Source organism: Mycobacterium sp. 852013-50091_SCH5140682 (genome assembly GCF_001665685.1).
Classification (GTDB): Bacteria; Actinomycetota; Actinomycetes; order Mycobacteriales; family Mycobacteriaceae; genus Mycobacterium.
Genome location: NZ_LZTB01000025.1, coordinates 31,765 through 52,969, shown reverse-complemented (window position 1 = coordinate 52,969; position 21,205 = coordinate 31,765). Strand labels below are relative to the sequence as shown.

The 21,205-nt window shown below is 67.3% G+C and carries 20 protein-coding genes; 8 read left to right on the top strand and 12 right to left on the bottom strand.

Annotated features, from left to right (window positions below; genetic code table 11):
* Positions 1–47: 47 nt before the first annotated feature.
* The 9 genes from A5784_RS08520 to A5784_RS08480 form a co-directional block, all read right to left on the bottom strand.
* The gene (locus A5784_RS08520) at positions 48–734 is read right to left on the bottom strand and encodes a DUF8548 family protein (RefSeq protein WP_064944243.1); all 687 of its coding nucleotides are present in this window, start codon (positions 732–734) and stop codon (positions 48–50) included.
* A gap of 92 nt (positions 735–826) precedes the next feature.
* Complete coding sequence (locus A5784_RS08515) at positions 827–1,354, bottom strand: hypothetical protein (protein WP_064944241.1); 528 nt, start codon at positions 1,352–1,354, stop codon at positions 827–829.
* A gap of 27 nt (positions 1,355–1,381) precedes the next feature.
* Positions 1,382–1,723 carry a metal-sulfur cluster assembly factor gene (locus A5784_RS08510; protein WP_064944239.1) on the bottom strand — a complete coding sequence of 114 codons (342 nt, stop codon included), beginning with the start codon at positions 1,721–1,723 and terminating at the stop codon, positions 1,382–1,384.
* Complete coding sequence (sufU, locus tag A5784_RS08505; protein WP_064944237.1) at positions 1,720–2,178, bottom strand: Fe-S cluster assembly sulfur transfer protein SufU; 459 nt, start codon at positions 2,176–2,178, stop codon at positions 1,720–1,722. The genes A5784_RS08510 and sufU overlap by 4 nt, the downstream gene beginning before the upstream one ends.
* Positions 2,178–3,458: a cysteine desulfurase gene (locus A5784_RS08500; protein ID WP_064944235.1), complete on the bottom strand. Its 1,281-nt coding sequence runs from the start codon at positions 3,456–3,458 to the stop codon at positions 2,178–2,180. The genes sufU and A5784_RS08500 overlap by 1 nt, the downstream gene beginning before the upstream one ends.
* A 28-nt stretch (positions 3,459–3,486) precedes the next feature.
* Positions 3,487–4,263, bottom strand: coding sequence for a Fe-S cluster assembly ATPase SufC (gene sufC / locus A5784_RS08495; protein WP_064944233.1), 777 nt, complete (start codon positions 4,261–4,263; stop codon positions 3,487–3,489).
* On the bottom strand, positions 4,260–5,432 hold the full coding sequence (sufD, locus tag A5784_RS08490) for a Fe-S cluster assembly protein SufD (protein WP_064944231.1): 1,173 nt from the start codon (positions 5,430–5,432) through the stop codon (positions 4,260–4,262). The genes sufC and sufD overlap by 4 nt, the downstream gene beginning before the upstream one ends.
* Positions 5,432–6,859 carry a Fe-S cluster assembly protein SufB gene (gene sufB / locus A5784_RS08485; protein ID WP_064944229.1) on the bottom strand — a complete coding sequence of 476 codons (1,428 nt, stop codon included), beginning with the start codon at positions 6,857–6,859 and terminating at the stop codon, positions 5,432–5,434. Before sufB ends, sufD begins: the two co-directional genes overlap by 1 nt.
* Complete coding sequence (locus A5784_RS08480; protein ID WP_286159414.1) at positions 6,856–7,623, bottom strand: helix-turn-helix transcriptional regulator; 768 nt, start codon at positions 7,621–7,623, stop codon at positions 6,856–6,858. The genes sufB and A5784_RS08480 overlap by 4 nt, the downstream gene beginning before the upstream one ends.
* A 120-nt stretch (positions 7,624–7,743) precedes the next feature.
* Here A5784_RS08480 and mptB point away from each other — a divergent pair, with 120 nt between their 5' ends.
* The 4 genes from mptB to A5784_RS08460 all read left to right on the top strand — a co-directional run bounded on the left by mptB (position 7,744) and on the right by A5784_RS08460 (position 12,184).
* A complete protein-coding gene (gene mptB, locus A5784_RS08475) occupies positions 7,744–9,420 on the top strand; it encodes a polyprenol phosphomannose-dependent alpha 1,6 mannosyltransferase MptB (RefSeq protein WP_064944227.1) in 1,677 nt (558 codons plus the stop codon).
* Complete coding sequence (locus A5784_RS08470) at positions 9,417–10,364, top strand: ABC transporter ATP-binding protein (RefSeq protein WP_064944225.1); 948 nt, start codon at positions 9,417–9,419, stop codon at positions 10,362–10,364. The genes mptB and A5784_RS08470 overlap by 4 nt, the downstream gene beginning before the upstream one ends.
* Positions 10,365–10,392: 28 nt before the next feature.
* Complete coding sequence (locus A5784_RS08465) at positions 10,393–11,172, top strand: ABC transporter permease (RefSeq protein ID WP_064944321.1); 780 nt, start codon at positions 10,393–10,395, stop codon at positions 11,170–11,172.
* 82 nt (positions 11,173–11,254) lie between these two features.
* Positions 11,255–12,184, top strand: coding sequence for a COX15/CtaA family protein (locus A5784_RS08460; RefSeq protein ID WP_197514671.1), 930 nt, complete (start codon positions 11,255–11,257; stop codon positions 12,182–12,184).
* Here the strand turns inward: A5784_RS08460 and A5784_RS08455 are convergent.
* Positions 12,134–13,093 (bottom strand): ATP-grasp domain-containing protein, encoded by a 960-nt coding sequence (locus A5784_RS08455; RefSeq protein ID WP_064944221.1) that lies wholly within the window; start codon positions 13,091–13,093, stop codon positions 12,134–12,136. The two genes, A5784_RS08460 and A5784_RS08455, sit on opposite strands and share 51 nt — an antisense overlap.
* A gap of 105 nt (positions 13,094–13,198) precedes the next feature.
* Between A5784_RS08455 and A5784_RS08450 the strand changes: the two genes are divergently transcribed.
* Positions 13,199–14,173, top strand: coding sequence for a quinone oxidoreductase family protein (locus A5784_RS08450; RefSeq protein WP_064944319.1), 975 nt, complete (start codon positions 13,199–13,201; stop codon positions 14,171–14,173).
* Positions 14,174–14,260: 87 nt separating this feature from the next.
* Here the strand turns inward: A5784_RS08450 and A5784_RS08445 are convergent, their stop codons facing one another.
* Together A5784_RS08445 and A5784_RS08440 are read right to left on the bottom strand one after the other, a co-directional pair.
* Positions 14,261–15,196: a DUF1254 domain-containing protein gene (locus A5784_RS08445; protein ID WP_064944219.1), complete on the bottom strand. Its 936-nt coding sequence runs from the start codon at positions 15,194–15,196 to the stop codon at positions 14,261–14,263.
* Positions 15,197–15,205: 9 nt separating this feature from the next.
* On the bottom strand, positions 15,206–16,138 hold the full coding sequence (locus tag A5784_RS08440; protein ID WP_064944217.1) for a heme o synthase: 933 nt from the start codon (positions 16,136–16,138) through the stop codon (positions 15,206–15,208).
* 236 nt (positions 16,139–16,374) lie between these two features.
* Between A5784_RS08440 and tkt the strand changes: the two genes are divergently transcribed.
* The 3 genes from tkt to zwf are packed head-to-tail and all read left to right on the top strand — an operon-like array spanning position 16,375 to position 21,143.
* Positions 16,375–18,468, top strand: a complete 2,094-nt coding sequence (gene tkt / locus A5784_RS08435; protein ID WP_064944215.1) for a transketolase — start codon at positions 16,375–16,377, stop codon at positions 18,466–18,468.
* A gap of 12 nt (positions 18,469–18,480) precedes the next feature.
* Positions 18,481–19,599 carry a transaldolase gene (tal, locus tag A5784_RS08430; RefSeq protein WP_197514670.1) on the top strand — a complete coding sequence of 373 codons (1,119 nt, stop codon included), beginning with the start codon at positions 18,481–18,483 and terminating at the stop codon, positions 19,597–19,599.
* Complete coding sequence (gene zwf / locus A5784_RS08425; RefSeq protein ID WP_064944211.1) at positions 19,596–21,143, top strand: glucose-6-phosphate dehydrogenase; 1,548 nt, start codon at positions 19,596–19,598, stop codon at positions 21,141–21,143. The genes tal and zwf overlap by 4 nt, the downstream gene beginning before the upstream one ends.
* The last annotated feature ends 62 nt before the right edge of the window (positions 21,144–21,205 follow it).

The following is a 21,205-nucleotide window of genomic DNA, read 5'->3' as shown; positions in this document are numbered from 1 at the left end:
AGTCAGGTAAATACCGGACGCGCCGAGCTTCCGTCAGGATGAGCACTTCATGCGGTGGACGGCAGCTCGGGCCGGCGTGCCGACTCGAACCGCCAGATCGCATGGTGCAACGCCGTGGCGTCCCAGCCCGCGTCGTCGGCTACGGCCTGCAGAAGCGCAGCCACGTCCTCGCCATCGACCGCACCGAGTTCGCGATACACGTAACCGGCGACCGACGGATCGACGGTGACACCGGGCTGTTGTGCGAGCAGCACGAGGTAACGCCAGGTGAAACCTGACCGCTGCCCCGGCACCGCACACCACGCCGCCTTGGCCTGCGCGCAGCGGTCATCGTCCGCGGCCACGGCCCGCAGGTCCGCAGTGGTGCGGACCCCGAGCCCGACGAGAGCCTGGGTGACCTCGATGAGCGCTGCCGCCCGCAGCGGCGCACCCTTGGCCGTCGACGTCGGACGGCGATTGCCGATCTCTGCCGCCCACTGCGGCGGACCACCGAGCTCCTCGACATTCGCGAGAAGCTCCGGCGCGCCGTCGGTGTCGGCGTCTCCACCCTGGGCCGCTCGATAGCCGCGGTATCGCTCGACCACTTTCTCGACGGTCAGGTGCCGCGCACCGGTCACGTAGATCGCGTCAATGATGCACAGCGCCAATGCATCTGGATATCCGAACGGACCCGGCCAATCGCCCGGATCGCCGAGATCGCGTTCGCATGCCACCCGCAACCGCTCAATACTCATATCGGTGCCTTCCCAACCTGTGGGCCCGCCATCGGTCCCGTCTGGCCGAAAGCTAACGAGGACAGCCGACAAGAACGGCTCAGGATCGGGAGTTATCCACAGGCCCGGTCGACATTGGCGAGCAATTGCGCCCTGCGCTTCGGCCACCAGAACATTTCGGCCAGCAAGGCAACGAGATAGATCACCGAGGCCACGGCATTGCCCCACGAACCGAACACCGCGTCCCACGCTGCGGACGCGGCCGCAACGACAAGGACCACCGGAAACAGCCACCTCAGGGGTCGTGCGTCCTCAGCTGCGGCATGCATACCGCGGCGATAGTCGAGCGCTGCGGGCATCAATCGGGGATCGTCGATCCGGTCCCCGTTTCGCGCCGCAGTCACCACCGCGACCCGGTCGGCACCGCCGAGTTGCTTGGCGGCCGGCCAGTACCGCGCCATCCGTTGCGGCATCCATATCCCGTAGAAGACGCCCATGACCACGAACACCGCGACGCCTGCCACCCAGAATCCGGAGTCCAGCAAGGCCAGGACCGCAAGGCACAACCCGACACTGCCGCCGATGATCACCGCGCGGTAGAAGAAACCACCTCGCCATACGAAGGCAGGGACCGTCAGCACACCGTCATTGTGACGGGGCGAGAGCGGCTAAACGGTGAAACCGAGAGCCCGCAGCTGTTCGCGACCGTCGTCGGTGATCTTGTCGGGACCCCACGGCGGGTTCCACACCCAGTTGATCCGGAGTTCGTCGACCAGCCCGGCACCGACGAGCGCGGTCCGCGACTGATCCTCGATCACGTCGGTCAGCGGGCACGCCGCGGATGTCAGCGTCATGTCGATCAGCGCGACGGTTCCGGTATCAGCCTGTTCGACGTTCAGTCCGTACACCAGACCGAGGTCGACGACGTTGATCCCCAGCTCCGGGTCGACCACGTCGCGCATGGCCTCTTCGAGGTCGGCGAGGAATTCCTCATTGGCGGTGTCGGTCATGCCGTCTCCCTGTGCGAATCGTTGGCCTCGGCGAGCGCGGCCTTGAAAGCTGTCCAACCCAGTAACGCGCATTTCACCCGCGCCGGGTATTTGGCGACCCCGGCGAACGCGATGCCGTCACCGATCACATCCTCGTCCCCCTCAACGTTGCCGCGGGAGGAAATCATCTCGGTGAACGCCGCGACCGTATCGAGGGCATCACCGACGCTCTGCCCGATCACCTGATCGGTGAGCACAGAAGTGGAGGCCTGGCTGATGGAACAGCCCTGTCCGTCATACGAGATATCGGCGATGGTGTCACCGTCGTCGGACAACGTCACCCGCAGTGTCACCTCGTCCCCGCACGTCGGGTTGACGTGATGCACCTCGGCCGCGAACGGCTCCCGCAGTCCGCGGTGGTGCGGATGCTTGTAGTGGTCCAGGATGACGTCCTGGTACATCTGTTCCATTCGCATCATCGATCCCCGGTCGCTTCGCTCCTGCCCGCCGAACCGAAAAACTCCACGACGCGCTTCACCCCGGCCACCAACCGGTCCACCTCGTCGAGCGTGTTGTACACCGCGAACGACGCGCGTGCGGTCGCGGCGATGCCGAACCGCCGGTGCAACGGCCAGGCGCAGTGATGCCCGACTCGCACCGCCACGCCGTCGTCATCGAGGAACTGGCCGACATCGTGGGCGTGGATTCCGTCGACGACGAAGCTCACCGGCGACCCACGGTGCTGCATGGTCGTCGGCCCGATCACCCGGATATTCGGTAGCCCTGCCAAGCCTTCCAAGGCGGCGGCCACCAGTTCGGCTTCGTGCGCCTCGACGGCGGGCATCCCGATGGCGGTCAGATACCGTGCGGCAGCGGCCAATCCGACGACCTGCGACGTCATCGGCGTGCCTGCCTCGAACCGCTGCGGCGCAGGTGCGTAGGTGGTCTTCTCCATCGTGACGGTCTCGATCATCGAACCGCCGGTGATGAAGGGCGGCATCGCGTTCAGCAGTTCCGAGCGCCCGTAGAGCACACCGATTCCGGTGGGCCCCAGCATCTTGTGTCCGGAGAACGCGGCGAAGTCGACGTCGAGGGCATGGAAGTCCACGGGCTGGTGCGGCACCGACTGGCAGGCATCGAGCACCGTCAGCGCCCCGACCGCCTTGGCCCGCGACACCAGCTCGGCCACCGGGGCGATTGCCCCGGTCACGTTCGAATGATGGCTGAACGCCACCACATTCACGCGCTCGTCGAGTTCGAGTGAATCGAGGTCGATGCGGCCGTCCTCGGTCACCGAGTACCACTTCAGGGTCGCCCCGGTGCGCTGCGCCAACTCCTGCCACGGAATCAGGTTGGCGTGGTGTTCCAGTTCTGTCGTGACGATCACGTCGCCCGGGCCGACCGCGCGGTCGAACCGCTTGTCCCCCAGCACATACGCCACCAGGTTGAGCGACTCGGTCGCGTTCTTGGTGAAGACCAGTTCATCGGGCTCGGCGCCGACGAAGGCCGCGATGTCGGCGCGGCCCTGCTCGTAGGCGTCTGTCGACTCTTCCATCAACTGGTGCGCACCGCGGTGCACGGCCCCGTTGGAGGTGATCAAGAAGTCCCGTTCGGCGTCGAGCACCTGTAACGGCTTCTGCGACGTCGCCCCGGAATCCAAGTAGGCCAACTGATTCCCACCGCGCATCACCCGACTCAGGATCGGGAAATCCGCACGGATCCGGGTGACGTCCAGGTCGACCGAGGCGGCAGTCATAGTCCTGCTCCTCACGTCCGCGCCATGATCAGGCGCCTACGGCTTGGGTGAAGCGCACGTAACCGTTCTCTTCGAGTTCGTCGGCCAGTTCGGGCCCGCCGGACTCCACGATGCGCCCACCGACGAACACGTGCACGAACTGCGGCTGGATGTAACGCAGGATCCTGGTGTAGTGGGTGATCAGCAGAATGCCGCCGTGGGTTTCCTCGGCGTAGCGGTTCACGCCTTCGCTGACGACCCGCAGCGCATCGACGTCGAGGCCCGAATCGGTCTCGTCGAGGATCGCGATCTTGGGCTTGAGCAGGCTCAGCTGCAGGATCTCGTGCCGCTTCTTCTCGCCACCGGAGAAGCCCTCGTTGACGCTGCGCTCACCGAACGCCGGATCGATCTCCAGGTCGCTCATCGCGCCCTTGACTTCCTTGACCCAGTGCCGCAGCTTCGGCGCCTCGCCGCGAACGGCGGTCGCCGCGGTGCGCAGGAAGTTCGACATCGAAACCCCGGGCACCTCGACCGGGTACTGCATCGCCAAAAACAGTCCCGCTCGCGCTCTTTCGTCGATGCTCATCTCGAGCACGTCCTGGCCGTCGAGGATGATCGACCCGGACGTCACGACGTACTTCGGGTGCCCCGCGATCGCGTAGGACAGCGTCGACTTGCCCGAGCCGTTGGGGCCCATCACCGCGTGGGTCTCCCCCGACTTCACGGTGAGGTCGACGCCCTTGAGGATGGGGATTGCGCCGCCGTCCTCGGCGCCGTCGTTAGCAGCGACGCTGACGTGGAGGTCCTTGATTTCCAGAGTGCTCATGCGTGCGTGATTCCTTCAGTTAGCTCAAGTTCGTGTTCGATGGCGGCGGTGAGGCGCTCCCGGACCGCGGGGACGGAGATCTTCTGGATCAGCTCACCGAAGAATCCGCGCACCACCAGGCGACGGGCCTGGTCCTCGGGGATACCGCGAGCCTGCAGATAGAACAGCTGCTCATCGTCGAATCGGCCGGTGGCACTGGCGTGCCCGGCGCCGATGATCTCGCCGGTCTCGATCTCCAGGTTGGGCACCGAGTCCGCGCGCGCACCGTCGGTGAGCACCAGGTTCCGGTTCACCTCGTAGGTGTCGGTGCCGGTGGCTTCGGCGCGGATCAGCACGTCGCCGATCCACACGGTGTGGGTGTCGGGCTTGCTCGACTGCGGATCCCCTTGCAGCGCACCCTTGTACGTGACGTGCGACCGGCAGTTGGGCTGGGCGTGGTCCACCAGCAGCCGCGACTCGAAGTGTTGGCCGTCGTCGGCGAAGTACAGGCCGAGCAGTTCGGCGTCGCCACCGGGGGCGGTGAAGCGCACCCGTCCGGTCAGTCGCGCGACGTCGCCGCCGAGGGTGACCGCGAAATGCCGCAGCACCGCGTCCTTGCCCAGCGTCGCATGGTGCGTGCTGACGTAAACGGCGTCGTCATCCCAATCGGCGATGGAAACGACCTTCAGCTGCGCTGCGTCGCCGACGATGAATTCGACGTTGTCGGCGTAGGTTCCGCCACCGCGGAGGTCGAGGACCACGACCGCCTCGGCGAGCTCCTCCAGCCGCACCTGCAGGTGACCGTATGCCGTCGACCCCGCACCTGGGCCGTTGACGGTGATCTCGATGGGCTCGGCAACCTGCTTGTTGCGCCCGACCGTGACGACCGTCGCGTGACCGAACGACGAGAAGGCCTGGGCCGCAACCCGATCCGCGGGCACACCACCCTGACCGAGTCGCTCGTCGCCGCGCTGGACGGTCTCGACGGTGACGCCGGGCCGCTCGGAAACCTCGATCAGCGCACTGCCGGTGACCGCGGCCGACCCATTGTGCAGCCCGCGAAGCCGCTTGAGCGGGGTGAACCGCCAGATCTCGTCGCGGCCGTGCGGCACCTCGAAGGCGTCGACGTCGAACGACGTGAAGATCTCGCCCTTATTGGTGCCTTCAACAGCTTCAGTAAGCCCTGCCACTAGCCGACCGCGCCTTCCATTTGCAGCTCGATGAGCCGGTTGAGCTCAAGTGCGTATTCCATCGGGAGTTCCTTGGCGATCGGCTCGACGAAGCCGCGCACCACCATGGCCATGGCCTCGTCCTCGGTCAGACCGCGGCTCATCAGGTAGAACAGCTGATCCTCGCTGACCTTGGACACCGTGGCCTCGTGGCCCATGGTCACGTCGTCCTCGCGGATGTCGACGTACGGGTAGGTGTCCGAGCGGCTGATCGTATCGACCAGCAGCGCATCGCATTTCACGCTGGAGCGCGATCCGTGCGCGCCCTTGTTCACCTGGACCAGGCCGCGGTAGGACGCGCGGCCGCCGCCGCGAGCCACCGACTTGGACACGATGTTGGACGACGTGTTGGGCGCCAGGTGCAGCATCTTGGCACCGGTGTCCTGGTGCTGACCCTCGCCGGCGAACGCCACCGAGAGCACCTCGCCCTTGGCGTGCTCGCCGGTCATCCACACCGCCGGGTACTTCATGGTGACCTTGGAGCCGATGTTGCCGTCGATCCACTCCATGGTGGCGCCAGCTTCGGCCCGGGCTCGCTTGGTGACCAGGTTGTAGACGTTGTTCGACCAGTTCTGGATCGTGGTGTACCGAACCCGCGCACCGGGCTTCACCACGATCTCGACAACCGCGGAGTGCAGCGAATCCGACTTGTAGATCGGTGCGGTGCAGCCCTCGACGTAGTGCACGTAGGAGCCCTCGTCGGCGATGATCAGCGTCCGCTCGAACTGGCCCATGTTCTCGGTGTTGATCCGGAAGTACGCCTGCAGCGGGATGTCGACGTGCACGCCCGGCGGCACGTAGATGAACGATCCGCCCGACCACACCGCGGTGTTGAGCGCGGAGAACTTGTTGTCCCCGGCCGGGATCACGGTGCCGAAGTACTGCTTGAAGATCTCCGGATGCTCGCGCAGGCCCGAGTCGGTGTCCAGGAAGATGACGCCCTGCGCCTCAAGGTCTTCGCGGATCTGGTGGTACACCACCTCGGACTCGTACTGCGCCGCCACACCGGCGACCAGCCGCTGCTTCTCGGCCTCCGGGATGCCGAGGCGGTCGTAGGTGTTGCGGATGTCCTCGGGCAGTTCCTCCCAGGACGCGGCCTGCTTCTCGGTGGACCGCACGAAGTACTTGATGTTGTCGAAATCGATGCCATCGAGGTTGGAACCCCAGTGCGGCATCGGCTTCTTGTCGAACGTGCGCAGCGCCTTCAGCCGGGTCTCCAGCATCCACTCCGGCTCGTTCTTCTTGCCCGAGATGTCACGCACGACCGCCTCGGACAGGCCGCGTTGCGCACTGGCGCCCGCGGCATCGGAATCCGACCAGCCGTAGCCGTAATTCCCCAGCGAGGCAATGGTCTCCTCTTGGGTCAACTGGTCCGGTGTGGTCGTCATCGCGACACTCCTTGTTCGTTGGTGACTACAGGCTGTTCGGGTATGACCGGCACATGCGTGGTGCATGCGCAGTCACCGTTGACGATGGTGGCCAGCCGCTGGACATGGGTTCCCAGGATCTCGGCGAACGCCTCGCGCTCCGTCTCGCACAGTTCGGGGAATTCCTCGGCGACGTGCGACACCGGGCAGTGGTGCTGGCAGATCTGCACGCCTCGCACGGGCCCGCTCACCGGATTGGTCGTCGTCGCATAGCCGGCCTTGGTCATGGCCGCGGCCACGCGATCGGCGGTTTCGGCCACATCGCCGGAGTCTGCGGTGACCCCGGCGAGGATGGTGTCGATGCGCCGCCGAGCGAATGTCCGGACCGCATCCTTGCCGCCGATCTCGCGCAGCTGCCGAATGGCCGCAACCGCCAGGTCGTCGTAGGTGTGCCCGAGCTTGGCCCGCCCGGCCGACGTCAGCTGGTAACGCTTGGCGGGCCGGCCCCGGCCGTTGTGCTGCCACGGCGCCGCGGCGCTGGCCTGGGCATCACCGGCATCGATGAGGGCGTCGAGGTGGCGACGCACCCCTGCGGCCGAGATGCCGAGCCGCTCGCCGATCTGGCCCGCGGTGGTAGGACCCTGGAGCAGCAACTGGATGATGGCGCGGCGCGTCTGGCCGTCGGAAACGGGCACGACGTCACCCGCAGCGGGCGCACCGGCAACACCGACAGGGGCCGGCGAACCGACCCCAGCCTTGCGCGCAACGTCCGAGCGGATTTTCACAACACCATTGTGACGGAATTCGGCCGACGGTTCTAGCAAGGGTAGCCTTACGTGATTTGGGCCACCCTCCTGCGCCCTCACCGGCCCGGACCACTCAATCACGGCGGTTACTCTGCACTGATGGCCAGCCGCCTGTCGTCCTTCAGCTCGTCGATCGCCCGGTGGCACGGCGACGAACGTGCGGTCGGCTCCCCACTGAACGACGCCGAGGTCGTCGCGCTGCGCCGGACCAGGCTGTTCGGCGCCACCGGCACAGTCTTGATGGCCATCGGGGCGCTGGGCGCAGGAGCCCGCCCGGTGGTGCAGGACCCGACGTTCGGGGTGCGGCTGCTCAACCTGCCGTCCCGCATCCAGACGGTGTCGCTGACCATGACCACCACCGGCGCCGTGATGATGGCGCTCGCCTGGCTGATGCTGGGCCGGTTCGCGCTGGGGCCCCGCCGCATGTCCCGCAGCCAGCTCGACCGCACGCTGCTGCTGTGGGCGCTGCCGCTGCTCATCGCCCCACCGATGTACAGCAAGGACGTCTACTCCTACCTGGCCCAGAGCGAGATCGCGCTGCTCGGGCTCGACCCGTACCGGGTGGGCCCGGCCACCGGCCTCGGCCTCGACCACGTCTTCACCCTGTCCGTACCCAGCCTGTGGCGCGAGACCCCGGCCCCCTACGGTCCGCTCTTTCTGTGGATCGGCCAGACCATCTCGGGAGTGACCGGCGAGAACATCGTCGCTGCCGTGCTGTGCCACCGCCTGGTCGTGCTCTTCGGTGTCGGCCTCATCGTGTGGGCCACCCCGCGGCTGGCTCATCGCTGCGGCGTCGCCGAAGTCAGCGCGCTGTGGCTGGGCCCCTGTAACCCGCTGCTGTTCATGCATCTCGTCGCGGGCATCCACAACGAGGCGCTGATGCTGGGCCTCATGCTCGCGGGCACCGAGTTCGCGCTCCGGGGGATCGATTCGAGCCACCCGCTGTTGCCGCGCCCGTTGACGTGGCCACACGGTTCGGCCGAGTGGGCCCGCTGGCGACCAATGGCGATGCTTCTCCTCGGCGCGGTGCTCATCACCATGTCCTCGCAGGTCAAGCTGCCGTCGCTGCTGGCGCTCGGGTTCGTCGCGATGGCCCTGGCGTGGCGCTGGGGCGGCACCGTGAAGGCGTTCTTCATCGCGAGCTTCTCGTTGGGCGCGGTATCGCTGGTCGTGATGGCGATCATCGGCTGGGCCAGCGGCCTCGGCTTCGGCTGGCTGTTCACCCTCGGCACCGCGAACGTGGTGCGCAGCTGGATGTCACCGCCGACACTGCTGGCCCTGGGCACCGGTCAGGTCGGCATCCTGCTGGGGCTCGGCGATCACACCACCGCGGTTCTGGCGCTGACCCGCGCGATCGGCGTCTCGATCATCGCGGTCGTCGTCACGTGGCTGCTGCTCGCGGTGATGCGCGGACGGCTGCATCCGGTCGGTGGCCTCGGGGTCGCCCTCGGCGCGACCGTCCTGCTGTTCCCCGTGGTGCAGCCGTGGTACCTGCTGTGGGCCATCGTGCCGCTCGCCGCCTGGGCCACCCGGCCCGGCTTCCGCGGCACCACCATCGTGCTGACCCTCGTCGTCGGCATCTTCGGCCCTACAGCCAACGGCGACCGGTTCGCGCTGTTCCAGATCGTGATGGCGACCCTGGCGAGCGCGGTGATCGTCCTCATCCTGATCGGGCTGACCTGGCGCCGGTTGCCCTGGCGCAAGCTGCCCGACACCACCACCAGCCCACCAGCGGCACCGGTCACCACCTCCGACGCCTACGCTGAGTCCCCGTGAACTCGCGTTCCGACGCTTCGCCGACTGAAACACCCGTGCTGCTGCGCGGCGTCACCAAGCAGTACGGCACGACGACAGCGGTATCCGGCCTCGACCTCGAAGTACACAAGGCCGAGGTGCTGGCGCTGCTCGGGCCCAACGGCGCAGGCAAGACCACCACCGTCGAGATGTGCGAAGGCTTCATCCGGCCAGACGGCGGCACCATCGAGATCCTCGGCCTCGACCCGGTCGGCGAGAACGCGCAGCTGCGTGAGCGGATCGGCGTGATGCTGCAGGGCGGCGGCGGCTACCCGGCGGCACGGGCCGGCGAGATGCTCAATCTCGTGGCGTCGTACGCGGCCAACCCGCTCGATCCGGCCTGGCTGATGGACACCCTCGGCCTCACCGAATCCGCCCGCACCACCTACCGGCGGCTCTCCGGCGGACAGCAGCAGCGGCTGGCGCTGGCATGCGCGGTGGTCGGGCGTCCCGAGCTGGTCTTCCTCGACGAGCCGACCGCAGGCATGGACGCGCACGCGCGAATCGTGGTGTGGGAGTTGATCGATGCCCTGCGCCGCGACGGCGTGACCGTGGTGTTGACGACGCATCAGCTGACCGAGGCCGAGGAACTCGCCGACCGCATCGTGATCATCGACCACGGCGTTGCGGTGGCCACCGGCACGCCCGCCGAACTGATGCGCACCGGCGCCGAAAACCAGCTGCGGTTCAGTGCGCCGCGCAAGCTCGATCTGTCGCTGCTCATCGCAGCGTTGCCCGAGAACTACAAGGCCGGCGAGACCGCACCGGGCGAATACCTGGTCGAGGGAGACATCGACCCGCAGGTGCTGGCCACCGTGACGGCGTGGTGTGCCCGGCTGGACGTGCTGGCCACCGACATGCGGGTGGAGCAGCGCAGCCTTGAGGACGTGTTCCTGGACCTGACCGGACGCGAGCTACGAGGCTGACGATACGGACGACATGACGGACAACGAGATGACCACCACGAACCGCTTCGAACCCGGGATGTTCTCTCCCGATCCGCGGCCGGCGGGCGTGCCGAAGATGCTGGCCGCGCAGTACGGGCTCGAGCTGAAATTGCTACTCCGCAACGGCGAGCAGTTGCTGCTGACCATGTTCATCCCCATCACGCTGCTGATCGGGCTGACGCTGCTGCCGCTGGGGTCGTTCGGCGAACACCGCGCCGCGGCGTTCACCCCGCCCATCATGGCGCTGGCCGTGATCTCCACAGCCTTCACCGGGCAGGCCATCGCCGTGGCGTTCGATCGCCGGTACGGCGCGCTCAAACGGCTCGGCGCGACGGCCCTGCCGGTCTGGGGCATCATCGCGGGCAAGGCGCTGGCCGTGGTCACGGTGGTGTTTCTGCAGGCGATCCTGTTGGGCGCCATCGGTGTCGCTCTGGGCTGGCGCCCGCCGGTCGCGGGTCTGGCGCTGGGCGCGGTGATCATCGCGTTGGGGACGGCCGGCTTCGCGGCATTGGGACTGCTGCTGGGCGGCACGCTCAAGGCGGAGATCGTGCTGGCGTTGGCGAACCTGTTGTGGTTCGTGTTCGCCGGGTTGGGTGCGCTGACGCTGGAAGGCGGCCTGGTGCCGTCGGCCCTGCGGTGGGCCGCCCGGCTCACCCCGTCGGGCGCCCTCACCGAGGCGCTGACCCGCGCGATGTCGCTGTCGGTGGACTGGTTCGGCATCCTGGTGCTCGTGGCGTGGGGCGCCGTCGCGGCCGTGTGCGCGATGCGCTGGTTCCGCTTCACCTGATGACCCCGTCGGCCCCTACTACGAGCTGTAGTTCCCGTTCCTCTACGATCAGCCCGTGACCGTCGGACGTCTTTTTCTGCGACTGGTCGATCTGCTGCCACTACCGAGCCTGCGGGTCCAGCGCATCATCGCGTTCCTGGTGATCCTCACGCAGGGCGGCATCGCGGTGACGGGAGCGATCGTGCGGGTGACCGCCTCGGGCCTCGGCTGCCCGACGTGGCCACAGTGCTTCCCCGGCAGTTTCACCCCGGTCCCGCACGCCGAGGTCGCCGTGGTGCATCAGGCCGTCGAGTTCGGCAACCGGATGATCACCTTCCTCGTGGTGTTCACCGCGGTGGCCGCCGTGCTGGCCGTCACCCGGGCCCGCCGCCGCCGCGAGGTGCTGGTCTACGCCTGGCTCATGCCCGCCTCCACGGTGGTGCAGGCCATCATCGGCGGCATCACCGTGCGGACCGGCCTGCTGTGGTGGACCGTGGCCATCCACCTGGTCGCCTCGATGACCATGGTGTGGCTGTCGGTGCTGCTGTACGTGAAGGTCGGCCAGCCCGACGACGGCTCCCCCACCGTGCTGGTGGCAAAACCCTTGCGGCAGTTGACCGCGCTGAGCGCCGTCATACTCGCCGCGATCCTGATCACGGGGACCCTGGTCACCGGAGCAGGCCCGCACGCAGGCGACAAGAGCCTCGACCGCGTGGTGCCGCGTCTGCAGGTGGAGATCACCACCTTGGTCCACGCCCACTCGTCGCTTCTGGTCGCCTACCTGTCGATGATCATCGCGCTCGGGTTCGCCCTCGCCGCAGTGCACGCGGCTCGGCCGATCATGGTGCGACTGGGTGTGCTGCTCGCCCTGGTGTGCGCGCAGGGACTGGTGGGGACCGTGCAGTTCTACACCGGCGTGCCTGCCGCATTGGTCGCCGTGCACGTCGCAGGCGCAGCGGCCTGCACGGCTGCCACGGCGGCGCTATGGGCGTCGATGCGAGAGCGGACCGAGCCCCAGCCGCTCCAGGGCTGATTCGACCCCCAGTGCGAACTGTCGTTCCGCGTCGGCGCGTTTGCCGGCGCTGAGCTGACGGAAACCCAGAGACGGTTCGACGAGCTCGAGTTCCAGGAGCCGGGGACCGTCCGTACCTGAGTCCGTCGCCCCGGCCCCGCCGATCACGTCCACCCGGGCGTACAGCAGGTCGCGCGCGGCGATGTCGAAAATCCGTGCCACGGCCGCGATGGCCAAGCGCCCGACCTCCCAGATCTCGTCCTCAGGTTCGGCCGGGGACAGGGTCTCGGTGGCATAGGTTCCGGTTTCTTCGAAGTCCGGCGCGCTGCCCGCAGGTGGCAGTATCGGCCCCTTGATGAACGCGTGGGACTCCTCGCCGTTGAGAAAGACCAATGCCGTCTCCCCGTCGGCGATGCGCGCGTCGTACGGCTGCACCAGCACAGCGCGCCCCTGCGCATGCAGCTGGGCCGCGTGTGCAGCGGCCGCGTCGGCGTCGACGAACCGTTGTGCTCCTTGCGAACCCGCCCCGACCGCCGGTTTCACCACCACCTCGCCTACGGGGACACTCACCGAATGGCCAACCGGGAAGTGCCGGGTGGGAACCACCGGCACCCCGAGCTGATCGAGGTCGATCAGATAGTGCTTGTCGATATTCCAGGCGACCAGCGCGGGCGGATTGATCAGGTTGCGCACCGAACGCGTCCACGACAGGTATTCGTCGAGCCGGTCGGGGTAGTCCCACGTCGCCCTCAGCACCACCAGATCCGCGTCCCGGGTCGCGGGGTCGTCCCAGGACAGCCACCGCGCGTGCAGGCCCCGAGCACGCAGCGCGGCGACCAAACCCGCGTCGTCGCCGTCGCCCTCGGGCAGTGACGGGCAACCGGCGAACACGATGCGTGGATGGAAGATGTCCGGGCGGGCGAGCTTCACACAATCCTCCGGGGTCGGCGGCGACGGGTTCTCCCAAGGGTGTCACGGGATCCCGCCGGGCGTTGCGGCACACGCGAACGGCCGACGCTTGGCAGGATGGTCACCATGCACGCGATCGAAGTCGCCGAGACCGGCGGGCCCGAGGTCCTCAATTTCATCGAACTGCCCGAGCCCACCCCGGGCCCCGGCGAAATACTGATCAAGGCCGAAGCGATCGGTGTGAACTTCATCGACACCTACTTCCGGTCCGGGCTCTACCCGCGGGAGCTGCCGTTCGTCGTCGGCACCGAGGTGTGCGGCACCGTCGCCGCCGTCGGTGACGACGTGGCCGCACTGGCCGTCGGCGACCGGGTGGTGACCGCCAACGCCACCGGTGCATACGCCGAATACTGCGTCGCCCCAGCCGATTTCAGCGCCTACGTGCCGGACGGCGTGGCACCGGACGCCGTGGCCTCCGCACTGCTCAAAGGCATGACCGCGCACTACCTCATCAAGTCGACGTATCCGGTGCAACCGTCGGACACCGTGCTGCTGCACGCCGGCGCAGGCGGCGTGGGACTGATCCTCACGCAGTGGGCCACCAGCATCGGCACGCGGGTGATCACCACGGCGTCCACGCCGCAGAAAGCCGAACTGTCCCGGCAGGCCGGTGCCGTCGAGGTACTCGACTACCCCGACGACCCAGCCGAGTTCGCCGAGAAGATCCGCGACCTCACCGGCGGTCTCGGGGTCGCCGCTGCCTACGACGGGGTGGGCAAGTCGACGTTCGACGCGAGCCTGGCCAGTTTGGCCGTGCGTGGCACGCTGGCCCTGTTCGGCGCCGCCAGTGGTCCGGTCCCGCCCGTCGACCCGCAGCGCCTCAACTCGTCGGGTTCGGTGTTCCTGACCCGGCCGACGCTGGCGCACTACACTCGCACACCCGACGAATTCTCTTGGCGGGCGGGAGAATTGATCAACGCCATCGCCGACGGGACCATCAACATCACCGTGGGCGGACGCTATCCGCTCGGCGAGGCAGCTCAGGCCCACACCGATCTGCAGGGCCGCAAGACCGTCGGCTCGATCGTCTTGGTGCCCTAGAGGCTCGACTCACGCCGAGACCGACAAAAACGTCGCTACGCCGCCGGATTCACAACACCTTCGTCGAACTCGCGGAAACGCCTGACCCTAGACAGGCTCGGCGGCCGGGAACGTCCATGACCCGTCGAGGATCTCCGGACGAGGCCGGTAGAGCCGCACGATGTAGTTCCAGCCGTCGGTGATCGGCAGCAGGTTCACCGCATCGGCACCACCGAACTGGATGACGGTCGCCCCGTCGGGCCCCTTCGCCGCGGTGATGTTGTTCAGCGAGTACGCGTTCTGCGCATTGAGCGTGAAGTACCCGTCCTTGTTGTAGACGGTCACCGACCAGAACCCGTCCACCGGGACATCTGCGACGGTGAGCCGGTACACGGTGGTGCCGTCGTTGGCGGCCGGGAAGACCGACAGGTACAGCGCGTCACGTTCCGGGTTGCCGCCCCAGGCGTACGCGGAACCGATCAGGTGCCGCACCGGATCGACGGCACCCTGTGGTCCGAATGTGGCCTTGGTGTCCGGAAGCGTCGTCGCCAACGTGATCAGGGCGTCGCGCACGGTCTTCTGACTCACCGGATCCCATTGCGGCACTTCGAAGCTGCCCGGCTCGGCCTGGCTGACCGAGATCGCATCCTGAAGGGCATGCACCGCCTGGAGGTCGGCGGGGTCGTTCGGGTCGACGAGGGTACGGACCGCCGCGGCGACATACCGGGTGCCGATGTCCGACCGGGTGAGGGTGAGCTCTGCCGGGGCGTACACGACCGTCGGAACGTAGTGATCCTCGGTGATGATCTGCAGGGCCATGAAGCGTCCGGCGCTGTCGGGCAGGGTGACGGTCACCGGCCCGGCGTCGAGATCGAAAACCCCGGCCGAGTAGAGGGTGTCCCGGTTCTGCCGGATCACCAATTGATTGTCGAGAGGACTCAGCTCGCGGATGTGGTGCAGCGCTGCGAAGCCGCCGTCCTTGACGATGTTGCCGAAATAGAGGTCTGATTCCGCGCGGGCGAAATTGTCAGGGGTGACCAGCACGCCCGCAGATTACCGCCCGAACAGTGTCGGCAGGGCCAATGCGGAGTCCACGGCGAGCGCGCAGAACACGACGGCCAGGTAGTTGTTGGACTGTAGGAACAGTCGCAAGGGCTTGACCGGCTCGCCGCGCTTCACGCCGGAGTACAGCTGGTGGGCCATCACCAGGAACCATGCCCCGGCCAGCAGAGCGACCGACGCGTAGAGCCAGCCGGTGGCCAACGCGAGCACCAGCGTGGTGATTACCGTGAGCCACGTGTAGATCAGGATCTGCTTGGTCACCTGGCGTTCGGTGGCCACCGCAGGCAGCATCGGCACGCCCGCCGCCTTGTAATCGTCCTTGTAGCGCATCGCGAGCGCCCAGGTGTGCGGGGGCGTCCAGAAGAAGATCACCAGGAACATCACCAGCGCGGGCCATTGGATGGTCCCAGTCACTGCCGACCAGCCGATCATCACGGGCATGCATCCTGCCGCCCCACCCCACACCACGTTCTGCGACGTACGCCGCTTGAGCAGCAGTGTGTAGACGAATACGTAGAACGCGATGGTCACCAGCCCCAGCACGCCCGACAACAGGTTGGTGGTCCACCACAGCCACGCGAACGACGCGACGGTCAGCGCGAGCCCGAAGATCAGCGCATGCCGCGTCGGCACCGACGCTCTGGCGAGCGGCCGGCGCGCGGTGCGCTTCATGACCTTGTCGATATCGGCGTCGGCCACACAGTTGAGGGTGTTGGCGCCTGCCGCCGCCATCATGCCGCCGACCAGCGTGTTGAGGATCAGCAGCGGATCAACGACACCGCGATGCGCCAAAAGCATGGCCGGGATCGCGGTCACCAGCAACAGCTCGATGACACGCGGCTTGGTGAGTGCCAAATACGCCAGGAAAGTGGTGCGTATTCGGCTCGGCGCCCCACCGAGGGAACGGCGCTCGCGAATGCTCACGCAAATAACTCCTCGGGTGACTGCACGCGACTTCTACTACAGACGATGGTAGACCGCCTGGCTGAGTGCCCGACACCGCAGGGTCCGATTTGCGCGCCCGGCCGAGGTGAACGGCGGGGTAATCGTGCCCCAACCAACCGCCCTCGATGAACCGCTGGCACTAGGGTGTTGGATGGGAGCTGCGGGTCTGCCGCGTTACAGCTCAGCACAAGCAATCGGAACTTAGGAGCGAGGTAGTGACCACCGTCGAAGAGATCTCCGCCCTCACCCGCCCGAACCATCCGGACGACTGGACGGACCTCGATTCGGCCGCCGTCGACACGGTCCGTGTGCTGGCTGCCGACGCGGTGCAGAAGGTGGGCAACGGCCATCCCGGTACCGCCATGAGCCTGGCCCCGCTGGCCTACTCGCTGTTTCAGCGCCAGATGCGCCACGACCCCAGCGACACGCACTGGATCGGCCGCGACCGGTTCGTGCTGTCGTGCGGGCACTCCAGCCTCACGCTCTACATCCAGCTGTACCTCGGCGGGTTCGGCCTGGAGCTGGCCGACATCGAGGCACTGCGCACCTGGGGTTCGCTGACCCCCGGACACCCCGAGTACCGCCACACCAAGGGCGTCGAGATCACCACGGGCCCGCTGGGCCAGGGGCTGGCGTCGGCCGTCGGCATGGCGATGGCCGCCCGCTACGAGCGCGGCCTGTTCGACCCGGACACCGCCCCCGGTGAGAGCCCGTTCGACCACTTCATCTACGTGATCGCCTCCGACGGCGACATGGAAGAGGGCGTCACCAGCGAGGCCTCGTCGCTGGCAGGCACCCAGGAGCTGGGCAATCTCATCGTGCTGTGGGACGACAACAAGATCTCCATCGAGCACGACACCCAGATCGCGCTGACCGAGGACACCCCGGCGCGCTACCGGGCCTACGGCTGGCACGTCCAGGAAGTCGAGGGCGGCGAGAACGTCACAGCGATCGAAGAGGCCATCGCGGAGGCCAAGAAGGTGACCGACAAGCCGTCGTTCATCGCGGTGCGCACCATCATCGGCTACCCCGCCCCCACCAAGATGAACACCGGCGGCGTGCACGGCGCGGCGCTGGGCGCCGACGAGGTTGCGGCCACCAAGAAGGTGCTCGGCTTCGACCCGGACAAGAGCTTCGAGGTGCGCGACGACGTCATCGCCCACACGCGCGAACTCGTCGCCCGCGGCAAGAAGGCCCACGAGGAGTGGCAGGTGTCGTTCGACGCCTGGGCCGAGCGGGAGCCGGAGCGCAAGGCGCTGCTGGATCGCCTGCTGGCCCGTGAACTCCCCGAGGGCTGGGACGCCGATCTGCCGCACTGGGATACCGATTCCAAGCCGGTCGCGACCCGCGCGGCCTCCGGTGCGGTGCTCGCCGCCGTCGGCCCCAAGCTGCCCGAACTCTGGGGTGGTTCGGCCGACCTGGCCGGCAGCAACAACACCACCATCAAGGGCGCCAACTCCTTTGGCCCGCCGTCCCAGTCGACCCACGACTGGACCATGAGCTGGTACGGCCGCACGCTGCACTTCGGTATCCGCGAACACGCGATGGGCGCCATCCTGTCCGGGATCGTGCTGCACGGCCCGACCCGCGCCTACGGCGGCACGTTCTTGCAGTTCTCGGACTACATGCGTCCCGCGGTGCGGCTGGCCTCCCTGATGGACATCGACCCGATCTACGTGTGGACGCACGATTCGATCGGTCTCGGTGAGGACGGTCCGACCCACCAGCCGATCGAGCACCTGGCGGCCCTGCGGTCCATCCCGAACCTGTCCGTGGTCCGCCCCGGCGACCCGAACGAGACCGCGTACGCGTGGAAGACCGTGCTGGAGCGCACGGCCAGCACCGGCCCCGTCGGATTGATCCTGACCCGACAGGGTGTCCCCGTGCTGGAGGGAACCAGCGCCGAAGGCGTGGCCCGCGGTGGGTATGTGCTCGGTGGCGGCAAGCCCGCCGACGACGCCGACGTCGTCATCATCGCGACCGGTTCGGAGCTGCAACTGGCGGTCGCAGCGCAGAAAGCGCTGGCCGAGAAGGACATCGTCGCCTACGTGGTGTCGATGCCGTGTGTGGAGTGGTTCGAGAAGCAGCCGCAGGACTACCAGGACTCGGTGCTGCCGCCGAGTGTGTCTGCGCGGGTGGCGGTCGAGGCGGGTGTCGCCCAGCCGTGGCACAAGCTGGTCGGCGATACCGGGCAGATCGTGTCCATCGAGCACTACGGCGCATCGGCCGACGACAAGACCTTGTTCCGCGAGTTCGGCTTCACGCCAGAGGCCGTGGTCGCCGCGGCGGAACGATCCCTGAACAACTAGTAGAGGAAGCAAATCATGACTCAGAACCCGAATCTCGCGGCGCTGAGTGCCGCGGGCGTGTCCGTGTGGCTCGACGACCTGTCGCGTGAGCGGCTGCAATCAGGGAACCTCACCGACCTGATCAACACCCGCAGCGTCGTCGGCGTCACCACCAACCCGTCGATCTTCCAGGCCGCGCTGTCCAAGGGCACGGCCTACGACGCCCAGGTCTCCGAGCTCGCCGAGCGGGGCGCCGACGTCGACGCCACCATCCGTACCGTCACCACCGACGACGTCCGCAATGCGTGCGACGTGCTGGCCAAGACCTACGAGGCCACCGACGGCATCGACGGCCGGGTGTCCATCGAGGTCGACCCGCGGCTGGCGCACGACACCGACAAGACGATCCTGCAGGCCATCGAGCTGTGGAAGATCGTCGACCGGCCCAACCTGCTGATCAAGATCCCCGCGACGCTGGCAGGCCTGCCCGCCATCACCGCCGTGATCGCCGAGGGCATCTCGGTGAACGTCACGCTGATCTTCTCGGTGGAGCGTCACCGCGCCGTCATGGACGCCTACCTGGAGGGCCTGGAGAAAGCCCGCGAGGCCGGTCACGACCTGTCCAAGATCCATTCCGTCGCATCGTTTTTCGTGTCCCGCGTGGACACCGAGATCGACGCCCGGCTGGAGAAGCTCGGGTCCGAGGAGGCGCTCGCGCTGCGCGGTCAGGCCGGGGTCGCCAACGCCCGGCTGGCCTACGCCGCTTACGAAGAGGTGTTCGGCGGCGACCGGTTTGCGGCGCTCAAGGCTGACGGCGCGCGCGTGCAGCGGCCGCTGTGGGCCTCGACCGGCGTGAAGAACCCGGCCTACTCCGACACGCTGTACGTCACCGAGTTGGTGGCCCCGAACACCGTGAACACCATGCCCGAGAAGACCATCGAAGCCGTCGCCGACCACGGTGTCGTCACCGGTGACACGATCTCCGGCACGGCCGCGGCCTCGCAGGAGACCTTCGACAAGCTCGCCGCGATCGGCATCGACCTCCCCGACGTGTTCAAGCTTCTCGAGGACGAGGGCGTGGACAAGTTCGAGAAGGCGTGGCAGGAACTGCTCGACGCGACTCAGGGCCAGCTCGACGCCGCGAAGAAATGACCGAAACCAACAGGCGTCCCGCAGATTGGGTCAACCCATTGCGGGACAAACGCGACAAGCGCATGCCCAGGATCGCCGGGCCGTGCGCCGTGGTGATCTTCGGCGTGACCGGCGACTTGGCCCGCAAGAAGCTGATGCCTGCGATCTATGACCTGGCCAACCGCGGTCTGCTGCCGCCGAACTTCGCCCTGGTGGGCTTCGCCCGCCGGGACTGGGCGGACGAGGACTTCAGCAAGATCGTCTACGACGCGGTCCGGCAGCACGCCCGCACGCCGTTCCACCAGGAGGTCTGGGACCGGCTGGCGGAGGGTTTCCGGTTCGTCCAGGGCACGTTCGACGACGCTGCCTCCTTCGATCGGCTCAAGGACACCCTCAACAAGCTCGACGAGGAGCGCGGCACCAGCGGCAATCACGCCTTCTACCTGTCGATCCCGCCGAAGGCGTTCCCGCAGGTCTGCGAACAGCTCTCCCGCAGCGGGCTGGCCGAGAAGCCGGACTGCAGCTGGAGCCGGGTGGTCATCGAGAAGCCGTTCGGCCATGACCTCAAGAGCGCCGAGGAACTCAACAGCGTCGTCAACAGTGTCTTCCCGGAGTCGTCGGTGTTCCGCATCGACCACTATCTGGGCAAGGAGACGGTGCAGAACATCCTGGCGCTGCGGTTCGCCAACGAGCTGTTCGAACCGGTGTGGAACTCGCACTACGTGGACAGTGTGCAGATCACCATGGCCGAGGACATCGGCCTCGGTGGGCGCGGCGGCTACTACGACGGTGTCGGCGCGGCCCGCGATGTCATCCAGAACCATCTGCTGCAGCTGCTCGCGCTGACTGCGCTGGAGGAGCCGGTGAGCTTCTCCCCCGCCGAGCTGCAGGCCGAGAAGATCAAGGTGCTCTCGGCGACCAAGCTGGTCGAGCCGCTCGACGAGACCACCTCGCGCGGACAGTACGTCGCCGGCTGGCAGGGCGGCGAGAAGGTCGTGGGCCTGCTCGACGAGGAGGGCTTCTCGAAGACCTCGACGACCGAGACGTTCGCGGCCATCACCCTGGAGGTGGACACCCGCCGTTGGGCCGGGGTGCCGTTCTATCTGCGCACCGGAAAGCGGTTGGGCCGCAGGGTCACCGAGATCGCACTCGTGTTCAAACGGGCGCCGCACCTGCCGTTCGATGCCAGCATGACCGACGAGCTCGGTGAAAACGCACTGGTGATCCGGGTGCAGCCCGACGAAGGCATCACGCTGCGGTTCGGATCCAAGGTTCCGGGCCACATCATGGAAGTGCGCGACGTCAGCATGGACTTCTCCTACGGTTCGGCCTTCGCCGAGGAATCGCCGGAGGCCTACGAGCGGCTGATTCTCGACGTGCTGCTCGGTGAGCCGTCGCTGTTCCCGGTCAATGCCGAGGTCGAATTGTCGTGGAAGATCCTCGATCCGGCGCTTGAGTACTGGGCCACGCACGGTAAGCCCGACCCGTACGAAGCCGGGACCTGGGGCCCGGACTCCGCGTTCGAGATGTTGCAGCGGTCCGGCCGGGAATGGCGGCGGCCCTAGTGATGACCGCTCGCGCTGCGACGGGCCCTCGGGCGAGGAGCCGTCGATGAAGAACAGAGGAC

Bases quoted from the DNA above. Each gene is read 5' to 3' on its own strand.
- sufC (WP_064944233.1), bottom strand. From the start codon at position 4,263: ATGAGCACTCTGGAAATCAAGGACCTCCACGTCAGCGTCGCTGCTAAC.
- A5784_RS08510 (WP_064944239.1), bottom strand. From the start codon at position 1,723: ATGACCGACACCGCCAATGAGGAATTCCTCGCCGACCTCGAAGAGGCC.
- sufB (WP_064944229.1), bottom strand. From the start codon at position 6,859: ATGACGACCACACCGGACCAGTTGACCCAAGAGGAGACCATTGCCTCG.
- A5784_RS08520 (WP_064944243.1), bottom strand. From the start codon at position 734: ATGAGTATTGAGCGGTTGCGGGTGGCATGCGAACGCGATCTCGGCGAT.
- A5784_RS08465 (WP_064944321.1), top strand. From the start codon at position 10,393: ATGACCACCACGAACCGCTTCGAACCCGGGATGTTCTCTCCCGATCCG.
- zwf (WP_064944211.1), top strand. From the start codon at position 19,596: ATGACCGAAACCAACAGGCGTCCCGCAGATTGGGTCAACCCATTGCGG.
- A5784_RS08450 (WP_064944319.1), top strand. From the start codon at position 13,199: ATGCACGCGATCGAAGTCGCCGAGACCGGCGGGCCCGAGGTCCTCAAT.
- A5784_RS08500 (WP_064944235.1), bottom strand. From the start codon at position 3,458: ATGACTGCCGCCTCGGTCGACCTGGACGTCACCCGGATCCGTGCGGAT.
- sufU (WP_064944237.1), bottom strand. From the start codon at position 2,178: ATGCGAATGGAACAGATGTACCAGGACGTCATCCTGGACCACTACAAG.
- mptB (WP_064944227.1), top strand. From the start codon at position 7,744: ATGGCCAGCCGCCTGTCGTCCTTCAGCTCGTCGATCGCCCGGTGGCAC.